7 protein-coding genes are annotated in these 12,483 nt (G+C 44.9%); 4 read left to right on the forward strand and 3 right to left on the reverse strand.

Going from position 1 to position 12,483, the window contains the following annotated elements; all coding sequences use genetic code 11:
• Window positions 1–150 precede the first annotated feature (150 nt).
• Window positions 151–1,257, forward strand: a complete 1,107-nt coding sequence (locus tag AC3E9V_RS20355; RefSeq protein ID WP_488750007.1) for an ABC transporter permease — start codon at window positions 151–153, stop codon at window positions 1,255–1,257.
• Window positions 1,254–2,378: an ABC transporter permease gene (locus AC3E9V_RS20360; protein ID WP_488750008.1), complete on the forward strand. Its 1,125-nt coding sequence runs from the start codon at window positions 1,254–1,256 to the stop codon at window positions 2,376–2,378. The genes AC3E9V_RS20355 and AC3E9V_RS20360 overlap by 4 nt, the downstream gene beginning before the upstream one ends.
• A 507-nt stretch (window positions 2,379–2,885) precedes the next feature.
• On the opposite strand, the gene AC3E9V_RS20365 is transcribed toward AC3E9V_RS20360, so the two are convergent.
• From AC3E9V_RS20365 to AC3E9V_RS20375, 3 genes are all read right to left on the reverse strand, one after another.
• Window positions 2,886–7,853, reverse strand: a complete 4,968-nt coding sequence (locus AC3E9V_RS20365) for an MBG domain-containing protein (protein WP_488750009.1) — start codon at window positions 7,851–7,853, stop codon at window positions 2,886–2,888.
• A gap of 201 nt (window positions 7,854–8,054) precedes the next feature.
• Window positions 8,055–8,756, reverse strand: a complete 702-nt coding sequence (locus AC3E9V_RS20370; protein WP_488750010.1) for a LytR/AlgR family response regulator transcription factor — start codon at window positions 8,754–8,756, stop codon at window positions 8,055–8,057.
• Window positions 8,753–10,642 carry a tetratricopeptide repeat protein gene (locus AC3E9V_RS20375; protein ID WP_488750011.1) on the reverse strand — a complete coding sequence of 630 codons (1,890 nt, stop codon included), beginning with the start codon at window positions 10,640–10,642 and terminating at the stop codon, window positions 8,753–8,755. Before AC3E9V_RS20375 ends, AC3E9V_RS20370 begins: the two co-directional genes overlap by 4 nt.
• 217 nt (window positions 10,643–10,859) lie before the next feature.
• On the opposite strand from AC3E9V_RS20375, the gene AC3E9V_RS20380 reads away from it, so the two are divergent.
• Both AC3E9V_RS20380 and AC3E9V_RS20385 read left to right on the forward strand, forming a co-directional pair.
• Window positions 10,860–11,999, forward strand: coding sequence for a cystathionine gamma-synthase (locus AC3E9V_RS20380; RefSeq protein ID WP_488750012.1), 1,140 nt, complete (start codon window positions 10,860–10,862; stop codon window positions 11,997–11,999).
• Window positions 11,999–12,445 carry a DinB family protein gene (locus tag AC3E9V_RS20385; RefSeq protein ID WP_488750013.1) on the forward strand — a complete coding sequence of 149 codons (447 nt, stop codon included), beginning with the start codon at window positions 11,999–12,001 and terminating at the stop codon, window positions 12,443–12,445. The genes AC3E9V_RS20380 and AC3E9V_RS20385 overlap by 1 nt, the downstream gene beginning before the upstream one ends.
• Window positions 12,446–12,483 lie beyond the last annotated feature (38 nt).

The following is a 12,483-nucleotide window of genomic DNA, read 5'->3' on the forward strand; positions in this document are numbered from 1 at the left end:
GAAAGAATTATAGCTCTTGGCACATAAAAAACAACCCCGAAGGGGTGATTTAAACGCAATAGGCAATGACCAATTGGCAAGAGATGAAAGATTTAAAAGTAAAGAAGTCAATAGCTAATAGCTAACAGCCAAAAGCCAAATAATAAACGTATGAAAAGATTTGTATCATTTGTCAAAAAAGAGTTTTACCACATCCTGCGGGATAAGCGGACACTGCTTATTCTCTTCGGCATGCCTGTGGTACAGATCCTGCTTTTTGGCTATGCCATCACCACAGAGATCCGGGAAGCTAAAATCGCCATCCTGGATCACTCCAAAGATGCTGAAACCCGGCTATTGAGAGACAAGATACTGGCGAGTAGTTATTTTGATCTATCAAAAAACCTAACCAGTGAAGCTGAAATTGAAGAAACATTCAGAGATGGCACGACCAAAGTAATCCTGGTCTTTGAAAATGACTTTACAGAGAAGCTGCAACGAGAGGGTGCTGCCTCCGTTCAGCTACTGGCAGATGCCACTGATCCCAATACTGCCAACACGCTCATCAACTACCTGCAGGCCATTATCGGCAATCACACCATGGTTATCAATCAGGAAACTGAAGTGCCTTTTTCCATCGAAGTGGCTTCACGAATGTGGTACAACCCCGAGCTCAAGGGCGTCTATTACTTCGTGCCGGGGATCATCGCTATTTTATTGATGCTGGTTTCTGCGATGATGACCTCCATTTCCATCGCCAGAGAAAAAGAGCTTGGCACCATGGAAGTCCTCCTCGCTTCTCCCATGCAGCCCGGTCAGATCATCCTGGCCAAAGTAGTGCCGTATGTGCTCCTTTCCCTGGCAGATGCTATAGTCATTCTGGCCTTAGGAAAATACGTTTTCGGTGTCCCAATACAGGGAAGTCTTGTTCTTTTATTGCTTGAAACCTTCCTGTTTATCCTGTTGGCGCTCTCCCTGGGAATCCTTATTTCCACGGTAGCAGAGACTCAGCAAACTGCCTTGTTATTATCGCTGATGGCACTCATGCTGCCTACGATCTTGCTTTCAGGGTTCATCTTCCCCATTGAAAACATGCCCCTGATCCTTCAGTGGCTATCAAATATTGTCCCGGCCAGGTGGTTTATCACTATTGTGAAATCCATCATGCTAAAGGGCTCCGGAATAGAACTGATCTGGAAAGAAACCCTGATCATCTGTGGGTTTATCACCTTTTTCATCCTCCTCAGTGTCAAAAAATTTAAAGTCAGACTGGAATGAGAACGATCCTATACCTTGTCAGAAAAGAGTTTTTGCAGATCTTTCGCAACAAAGGAATGCTGCCGATCATCCTGGTGATGCCTATTGTACAGCTGCTGGTGCTCTCTTATGCGGCTGATTTTGAGATCCGTAACCTGAAATTTTACTGGGTTGATAAAGATCAGTCAGAAACCAGCCGACTACTGCGCACGAAGCTGGAAGGGTCCGGGTATTTCGTTTTATCCGGGGCTTCATTCGACTCAAAAGACGGGTTTGAGGCCCTCAATAAGGGAAAAACGGACATGGTTTTTGAGATCCCTCAAAACTTTGAAAAAGAGTTGATCACGGAAGGCAACAATCAGCTTCAGCTACTGGTCAATGCTATTGACGGGACTAAAGCCGGCCTGGGCACTTTCTATGCCAACAATATCGTGCAGGACCTGGCCGCAGAGCTCCGAAGTGAATTTGGCCCCCGTGTCGGGATGAAACCAATCAGCCTGAAACGGATCGATACTACCTATTCCTTTTGGTTTAATGAGGACCTCAACTACAAAACCTTTATGGTGCCCGGCATACTGGTCATGCTCGTGACCATGATCGGGGCATTCATTTCTGCGATGAACATTGTCCGTGAGCGGGAGATCGGCACCATCGAGCAGCTTAATGTCACGCCTATCAAAAAACATCAGTTTATCATCGGCAAGTTGCTTCCTCTATGGCTGCTTGGACTGGTGGAGTTTTCCATTGGTCTGATCATTGCCTGGCTGGTTTTTGGGATTACCACAGCTGGCAGCCTGGGGTTACTGTATACATTTGCTGCGATCTACCTGATCATGATCCTGGGGATGGGCATGTTTATCTCCACCTTTACAGAGACCCAGCAGCAGGCCATGTTTGTCTCCTGGTTTTTCCTGGTGATCTTCCTGTTGATGAGTGGTTTGTTTACAGCCATTGAAAATATGCCGGTCTGGGCACAAAAGATCACTCTGATCAATCCGGTCCGTTATTTCATAGAAGTCGTACGGCTGGTGATGCTCAAAGGCGCTTCATTCTGGGACATTCGCTGGCAGTTTTTGATCATTGGGGCTTATGCATTGCTGATCAATGCACTGGCCGTTTGGAATTACAGAAAGGTGGCTTAGCACAACAATGTAGTTGTTGGTGAACCCCACGCAATCGCTCAGCTTAGCCGAGTGATCAATAGATTACTTCAGAGGCTTTTGCCTGGAAGATCGGATGTTGATCAGTTCAATTTGTTTTTTTCGAGGCTTAATTCGATAAGTCAAAATGGTATACTTATTCATCGGCCCACGCCGAACATGTTTTTGTTTTTTGGTACCCTCAAGCATCTCAGGATACTGGCTAAGCAACTCAAAAAATTCATACGATTGACGAACAAACTTGCGGATTTCTTTTCTGTAAAGTGGGTTTCAAGATATTAAATCACCACCTAAAAATGGCTGACGACCACCAAAAAATCGTTTCCGACCGGGTAAAAATGACTAACAACCATCAAGAAATCACTGCGGACCGGATCCTGGCATCCATTTCATTTTCTAATGAATAATCCGGAGTTTAAAAGAAAAAAGCCGCTCCAAAAGATTGGAACGGCCTTGCCGATTTGACTCCAAGTCAAACAGACACTCTGCCTAGTTCGCTTTGATCATTAGAGACCGGTAGATTATTTCTTGCTGCTCATTTTTAATTACTATCAGGTAAGTTCCTCCTGACACCTGTTTGACATCTATTTTTTCACCAACCTTATCTTCGAAAACTTTTCTGCCCCCCAGGTCATGGATCTCTACGTAACCTTTTTCTGCTCCGGCTATGGCCAACCAATCAGCAACGGGATTAGGGTAAATGCTCACTTTAGACTTACTGACCAATGAGGTAACTGTGCCGACGATCACAAAGGTGGCAGAAGCTGATCCTTCATAATTAACCTCATTTATAGTAGCTACTACTTCATAGGTGCCCGCAGCTGTCGGTAGAGTTTCCGAGCCATCATAGGTAACTATCAAGTTCAGGCCTGTGGGGTCGGTAGTTATAGTCGGACTCTTCTCGCTTCCGTCAGCTTGCTGTTCCAGATCATCAAAGGAGATCACCGCCGTAGCTTTATTGATGGTTAAAGTGCCGGGCACTAACGTAAGCGCATAGTTATCAGCCAGACCGTCTGATAATGAGATCGGATACTCTCCTACATCACTTTCCGGAGTAGCGTCCGTTGAAATGTTCGGGGTTGTTATGTCAGACTCCGTATCACCGCTAATAAACCCATCAAAGCTCATCGTCAACTCCGGGTTTTCCTCTCCGTAAGTTTTACTTTGATCATTAGCGGTGATTGTCAGAGCTGCTTTATTGGCGGTAAACACCCTGGTAACCGGACTGGCGGGATTATACGTCTCATCACCGACCTGGCTTACTTTGATACTCACCTCCCCTGCCCCGGTTATCTCTACTGAAGTACTATTCAAAACCGCAGGACCACTCACTACTTCCAGTGTCACATCTAAGCCCGATGAAGCCGATGCACTGATTTCAAAAACATCTCCATACGTTTTTGCCGGGATCTCTTCAAATGTAATGGTCTGGCTCGTCTTGCTTGCATCTACTACCAATATGGACCGGCTTTCGCTGGCAGCCAAAAAATTGGTATTTCCAGCCTGCGATGCTTCTACTACTATCTCACCCGAACCTGTCAGGGTGAGGGTATTTCCTTCAAGTGTCGCAGGCCCTGAGATCAGAGAAAAACTAACCGCCAGACCGGAACTTGATGAAGCCTCCAAAACCACTGACCCACTCGTTACATCAACTTCAGTCGGAGGGTCAAATGTGATCACCTGCTCAGCTTGATTAATGGTCAGAGAACCATTCACATGGGTAATCTCATAATTGGAGGCTTCAGCCCCACTGATCTCTATCGGATAAGTTCCCGCATCAGACTCAGCTGTGGCTGACGTTGTGAGTATCGGCTGGGTGTTAAGTACTGCGTCCGTTTCACCGTAAACAAATCCGGAAGAACTAAAAGTCAGGCCTGGGAGTACGTCACCATACGTTATTTCCTGATCGTCTGCTGTGAGTGTTAAAGCCGCTTTACTGACTGTGACCACAAACTCCACAGGAGTAGCAGCGCTGACGGTATCATTTCCCGGTTGAGAAAGAGTGACGGTTGTCTCTCCGGTACCGGTTATAGTAAAAACGCCTTCAGACACAGTCCCCACAGTTTCATCGCTTGAACTGTACTCCAATGTAAGGTCTTGTGTAGATGAGGCTGTGATACTTGTTGCTGCATCTCCATAGGTCAAAGTCCCAGGTGTTTCATAAGTTATTTCCTGTGTATAGCCGGTTACTTCAAATTCATTTATGACAGAGGTTGCTGGAAAATACTGCACATCTCCGGCCTGACTGGCTTTCACCTGGACCGTACCAATGCTACCGGTGAGGGTCAGTGTGGTTCCTTCCACGGTTGCCGGACCTGAAAGTATTTCAAAAACCACCTCCAGTCCTGAAGTAGCAGTGGCAGACAGTTCAAACGGTGCATCACCGTAAAATTTATCTTCAGGTGCAGGAAAGTCTATGGACTGTTCGGCTTTAAAGAAAGTCCACCCACTCACATTCCCCAGACTCAGGGAACCTTCGGCATTAAACGTAGCTCCACCGGTAGCAATATTGTCCATGATTTCAAGAAATTCCCCACTCACAGTGCCCGTTTCCTGACTTATTGTACCTGCTTCTCCTTCCGTGGAAGCCACTATGGTAATCGACTCATCAGCCGTACCCACGAAAACAAACTGATTGGCGGTAATGGTTTGACCTGAGCTTACTGTAAACTTTGACCCGGGTGTAACAGTCAGGGAATCGAGGCTTAAGGTACCTTCCAGCAGACCCTTGTCGGTTTCATTTACCTGATCAATGACCACATCATCAATCAGGATGGTATTATCCGGATCATAAGTGCCCGGCAAAAACTGACTACTAAAAGTAATGGTGGCAGCTGAAGCATCTAACGTATAGTTAAACGCATTAGCAGCATTGTATGAACGGGTAAAATAGGTAGCATCTCCTAATGTGAGGTTTATTCCGGTGCTGCCTGAAATTTGGGTATCTTGATTGACATACACATATTGTCCATCAAAATTCAATGTTCCATCAGTCATGTAAAGGTTTTTGATAGTCAATGAGTCCGAAAGCATCCATGTACCAGTACCCTCCAGGTAAAAAGAAGCACCACCCAAATCATCGTTATTTGCACTCATTGTAACTGAATCTGTAGATAAGAAATGAAACTCAGCGGGTCCGAATTGAATGATATCAGAAAAAGTGAGCGACCCATAAATATTAAGCGATCCTGTTCCGGAAACTAACCCGGCCTCATCCACTCCGGATAGATCCAAATCGTGAATACTGATGGCCTCATAGTCAATCACTACCTCATCCGTGGACGAAGTAAAAGAATTGGCATCAAAAAAGACATTATCCAATACCCCCGGAACGCCAGTATGGTAAGTCGTCCCTCCGCTGGTTGTTGCCCAGTGGTTTTCATAATCGGACCAGTTTCCTGAACCGCCTACCCAGTAATAATCCTGACTGGTGATCCCCGTGATGTTCCAGCCGGCATTATTCCCATTATCCACTGTCTGGTCCGCATTGAAGGTAGCACCTCCGGTAGCAGCTATATCCTGTAAAATAAGATATATGGCATCTACGGTACCCGAGGCTACGGAAAGTGTGGTCTGAACACCTGTGGAGGTCGAAAGCAAACTGATAGGGGAGGATTTTTCTCCATTCAGCAGAAGACTGGTGATGGTCTGTGTCTCAGCATCATCAAAAGAGATGACAGCTCCGGGCGAAAGCTCTAAGGTATCAAAGGTGTTGGACCCTGTAACAGTACCTGTTCCGGTGAGTGAAACGGTGTTAAAAGTATTTCCGCCCGATTTAAAATCCCTTGAAATCTCCAATGTGGAATTACCAGGATTGATGGTCACTGGTGTACTGTATTGCGTCAAATCCCTGGTGATGATGGTGGCATCCTGAAGGTTCAGGGTTACAGGGTCGTTTTGCTGTAAAGTAATTCTGTAAGCACTTGTAATGGTAATAGTACCGAAATTAATGGTACCTCCGAAGATCGTAAATCCGGCTACATCTATATCATCTAAAAGCGTATATTCCCCAGTACCACTGAAAGTCAGGTAAGCAATATCCGCGGTACCATAAAAAAACTCCAGACCAGTTTCTTCTCCTGCCATTTTTAACCCATACAGATCAGCAAGAACGCCATCCTTAAAATATGCACTTCCATAGATGGTCATATCATATTGGTAAGCAGAATATATTGTAGGTGTATTGGTTACCGCGGTCCAGTCCATATGATGGCAAACTGTATTTTTCACATCCACGGTCACCGTTTGGTCTGCCAGGGTAAATGAATTAGCATCAAAGTACACATCATCATATCTTCCCGGATAGTCCCCGTGTGTGGTCGTTCCTCCTGAGGTGGTAGCCCAATGTGCCGGGTCGGTCCAGTTGCCACCGTCACCTATCCAATAGTAATCCGCTCCTGTAGGGGCAGTGATGGACCAGCCCGTAGTATTTCCATTGTCAATGGAATTGGTGGCATTAAAGGTAGCGCCTCCGGTCGCATGAATGTCCTGAAGCTCCAAATAATCTACAGTGACCGTACCCGAACCGATACTTATAGTGGCTTCCGTGTCTTCTGTGGTCCCGTGCAAAGCGGAAAGTGCATACTTTGTTCCGTCTATACCTAGTGAGGATACTGTTTGAGTGGTTCCTGACTCTACTGAGATATCTGTTCCGGCACTAGCTTGAATACTGTTAAAAATATTGGAATCTTTGATGGTTCCACTTCCGTCAAAAGATACATTGTAGTAAGTGTAGGGGCCTGTACCATCCGCATCACCGGTAAACGTATTACTTACTTCTATAGTGGAAGTCCCTGAATTAAGGGTCAGGTCAGCAGATCCGCTATTGATAAATTGAGAGGCTGTAAGCGTACTTGCTCCAAGGGAAACATCCAATACATCTCCTGTCTGGTTAGAAAGGTAAATGTTATTGTCAGCAGTGAGATCAAATCCATCCGTAACAATCGTCCCCTTATTAAAATAGATATACCTAGCATCTATTGCCCCGGCAAAGGTGTACTCCCCTGTCCCATCAAAAAACAGCCAACAGGAAGACCCAAAGGAGCTTCCCTCCGTAGTTATGGTTTCCCCGATATCTGATGAAGTAAAATAGACACGGTCCAGGTTGTAATCGGTATCTGTATTTAAAGAGACAGAACCGGAAATATAGATGTATGCATTAGCATTTAAAGCAGGAAAATTAGAAACCCCTGTCCAGATGAAATCATGACAGTTGGCCTCCACATCGATGGTTACGCTCTGACCACTGGCTGTAAAAGACTGGCTATCAAAATATACATTATCCGCTGAGGTGGGAACTACCGAATGTGTGGTAGTACCTCCACTGGTGGTTGCCCAATGTGAAACATCCGACCAGTTTCCGCTTCCTCCTATCCAATAATAATCCTGCTGAGCAAGAAGAACTGAGCTCACACATAATAAGCAAATGGCAAGAAATAATCTAGGCAGCAAATTCATAGCTTATGGTTTAAGCCTTAAACTTCTCACCTTATCCCCTCATTTACCAGTACCTTTTCGGGAACGACATATTCCTTTAGGGAACGACAATTAATCCATGTCAAGGGTTAAACCCTGGTAATCTATGGGCACAAAATGACTATGACGATATTTGGAGAAACGAATAGAAACACTTTCATTCCCGAAGCGTCATCGGCAGGATCACAATATGGTAAGTGCTTTCATGAAATCATTTCGGTAGGTGCGACCCAACGGAATTTGGACCTCATTCAAAAAAATATAACCTTCCTGTATGGACGTAACTTTTTCCAGATTTACAATGTAGGATTTGTGTACACGAATGAATGGCTGAGCGAGCAGTTTTTCCTCAATGCGTTTTATAGGGTGTGACAGAAGGTAAAATTTGCCTGTGGTATAAACTTTTGAATAACTGTCATCCGCTTCAATGTATAAAATGTCCTTCGGCTTCAGCCCAATTAATTCGCCCTGATCTTTCACAAAAAGCTTTTCTGATTTGACAGTCTTCATTTCAGAGGGCTTTCGGTGATGGTATAATGCCAACTCAATATTTGCCGCCAGGTTCCGCTCTTCGAATGGTTTTACGATATATGCTTCAGGCTTTATATCACGGACCCTGTCAAGCGTTTGTTTATCAAAGTAGGATGTAATGAAGAGTAACGGACTATCTGAACCTTTCCTGATTGAACCAGCCAGATCTACCCCATCCATATCACCTGAAATAGAGATATCCAGTAAAAAAAGATCAAAAGTGTTTTCCTTGATTAATGCTAAGGCCTCCCTCCCATTATCCGTATGTTGATAGCTATAACCAAGCTTATCCAAAATCACTTTGAGATCGGCAGCAATAATGGCTTCATCTTCCACGATGAGAATGTTCGTCATGCAAAAGCACTTTGATGTTCGAACACTAAGATAACCTTAGTCCCGCTACCGAACTCATATTTCAGATCTGCATTTAGTTTCTTAGACAGGTCTTTGATCAACAAGGTCCCCAGACTGCCATGTCTTACTTCAGGAGGCGCTTCCATTCCTTTGCCATTATCGGCCACACTGAGCCTTATTTTTCCATCAAGATCACAAACAGAAACATCAATAACACCGCTGCGGACGCCCTGATCAAAAGCGTACTTGATGGAGTTTGTTACCAACTCATTTACTATCAATCCCAGTAAAATAACCTTGTCTACATCCAGGGAGATATCATCTGCCTCCAGGTTTATTACAATGTCTCTTTCTGAACCGCAATAGGATTGTTCAAGGTTTCCGATAAGTTGGTCCAGATACTCCTCCAGATTGATAGTCGTGATACCTTCATGCTGATAAAGCCGCTGATGAATAAGCGCCATACTATGTACCCGGTTTTTACTTTCCATGACAGCCGCATTGGCTTTTTCATCTGCAATGAAATTGGATTGGAGATTGAGTAAGCTGCTAATGACCTGTAGGTTGTTTTTAACCCGATGATGGACTTCCTTCATTAAAAGTTCCTTATCGGCCAGGGCCTGGTTGATTAGCTTGTTTTTCTCTGCAAGGCGCAGCGAAACTTTCTGTTTTGCTTTATACAGGTAAAACGAAAAGCCCCCGATCAACCCCAGAACAATGGAAATGGAGATAAAGATATTTCTTTGGTTGGTTTGCTGCTGTGCAAGAAGAGAGGCTTCCTCATTCCTCAGCTTCAGGTTGATGATCTCATTTTCTTTCTCCTGAGCTTTAAACCGCTCCTCCCACTCGGCCGTACGATCTATGACTTTCTGACTGATCAGCTCATCTTTAAGGGTGTAATATTTCTTGTAAAAGGATAAAGCCTCCTCAGCCCTCCCCAATCGTTCATAGTGATCAGCCATTTGAAGGTAAAGCTCTTTTACCTGGTGTGGATAGTCTGATTCGCTGTAGATGGGTATGGCTTGTTGAAAAAAGTATTCCGCCGAATCATACCGCCCCAACTGTGAATAGGTACTCCCTATAAACCTCAGAGCAGTAAACAGAACATACTTATCCTCTACTTTTTTTGTCAGAGCTCTCTTAAAATATGTAAGTGCTTCTTCCGGTTTCTTTTGGGCTTCAGCGATGATTCCAAGTCCATTATTTGCAAAATAGAAACTGAGATCATCCTCCGCAGCAATCGAATAGTCATGCACCATTCGGAAATACATCTCGGCACTATCATACTGCTCCACAGAGGTCTGTGCATTGCCCATATTGATGTAGATGTTGATGATCTGCTTTTTGTCTTTTTCTTTATCCAGAACCTCCAGAGCTCTGCGATAGATGGATATGGCTTCATCCGGCCGGTCTATTCTTCGATACACAATACCCAGATTGTTGTACAGCTTTACCAGGCTTTCCCTGTTTTCCGGGTGATCTTTAAAAAACTCAAGAGCCTGCTCATACCATGGCAGTACCTTCAGGTAATTTCCATTAAAAAGCTCGAGGGTCCCCAGGTTAAAACTGGAGGCTGCAATATTAACCGTATCATTAGATGTGTAAGCCAGGTCCAGCGCTTTCAGGTAATAGTGCCGGGCCGAGTCTGCTTGATAGCTGTAATCATAAGCGAAACCGATCATCCGGTTTGCCAGGATCTCATATTTTGGATTATTATACTGCTGCGATACCAATTGAAGCCTGGTGGCATATGCCATGGCCGAGTCAAAATTTAATGCGGCCCATTCCTCGGCCAGATTCCCAAGAATGGAAATTCTATCTTCATCAGATGTACTGATTTCCAGCGCTTTTCGTAAACTATCAATCTGCACGGAGGATTGGCTCATCACTGTTGGGGAACAAAAAAAAGCGATCAGCACAAAAATCCGTCTCAAATAAATACCAGGCAGCAGTTTCATCTGGATAAAAATACGAAAGATATTGCCAATTTGTCGGGCATCCTTTAAGTCATACAGAATTAGTCTCGCACTTGCCTGCCAATTGGAGCAATCTTCTACCTTTGCTGTTCCTGAAATTCACAACATCGTTAACATACATTATACCATGAAATTTGGAACAAAAGCCATCCACGCCGGGCAGGAACCTGATCCTACTACGGGAGCTATCATGACCCCAATATATCAGACCTCCACTTACACACAAGAGTCCCCCGGCAAGCATAAAGGGTACGAATATGCCCGAACCCAAAACCCCACACGACACGCTTTGGAAGCTAACCTGGCTGCATTGGAAAATGCTACTTTCGGGCGGTGCTTCAGCTCCGGGATGGGCGCCACAGATGCGATTATGAAAATGTTTGAGCCCGGAGATGAGATCATCTGTACCAATGACTTATATGGAGGTACTTACCGGCTTTTCACCAGGATCTATCAGAAATACGGGATAAAGTTCACTTTCGTAGATATGAAAAACCTGGAAGCTGTGAAAAATGCCTTCACAGCCAAAACCAAACTGGTCTGGGTAGAAACACCTACCAACCCCATGATGAGCATCGTTGACATTGCGGCCATCGCAAAACTGGCCAGGGAGGCCAACGCCCTGACTGTAGTGGACAATACGTTTGCCAGTCCCTACCTGCAAAACCCCATTGACCTGGGTGCAGATATGGTAATGCATTCTGTTACCAAATACATTGCCGGCCATTCAGATGTGGTTATGGGTTTTGTAGGGACAAAAGACCCCGTACTTGATGAACAGCTTGGTTTTTTTCAGAATTCTGCCGGCGCAGTGCCCGGACCACAGGATTGCTTCCTGGTTTTAAGAGGTATTAAAACATTGCATGTGCGCATGGATCGGCATTGCGATAACGGAGAGAAAATTGCCCATCACCTGAAAAACCACAGCAAGGTGAAGCACGTCTACTGGCCGGGGTTTGAGGACCACCCTAACCATGAGGTAGCTAAAAAGCAAATGAAGAGATTTGGTGGAATGCTTTCTTTTATTCTGAAAGATGACAGCCAGGAAGCGGCATTTAAGGTGCTGGAAAAGTTTAAAGTATTCAGCCTTGCAGAATCACTGGGTGGCGTAGAATCGCTTGTAGGGCATCCTGCCAGCATGACGCACGCAAGTATTCCACGAGAGCAGCGTCTGGAAGCAGGGCTTACGGATTCTCTGATCAGGATCTCAGTAGGCATAGAAGACGTGGACGATTTAATAAACGATCTAGACGAGGCAATAGGATAATGAACACACAAAACCTTATCGACCTGTTTGTACGGGACCTGAAAAAGCTGGCTGAAGAGGTCAGGCTTTATAAGAGTGAACAAAAACTGTGGGTGACAGGCGGAGACATTAAAAATTCCGGCGGAAACCTGACACTCCACCTCCTTGGGAACATCAATCATTTCATAGGAGCAGTCCTGGGCGAAACCGGATATGTGCGGGACCGGGAAGCTGAATTTTCTGACAGGGATATTCCGGCAGACAAGATGATCAGCGAAATCAATGAGACCATAGAGATGGTTGCTAAAGTCCTCGGAAGCCTCAACGAAAAAACACTAAGTGAAAAATACCCGATAGAGGTTTTCGGCAAGCCAATGACCGTGGAATATTTCGTCTTGCATTTACTAAGCCACCTTGGCTACCACCTGGGACAGGTCAATTATCACAGAAGACTGCTGGATAAGTAAACAGTAAAATACCTCATTGGTTAACTCACAAAAGAGAG

The sequence above is a fragment of the Marinoscillum sp. HNIBRBA16962 genome (genome assembly GCF_057801515.1).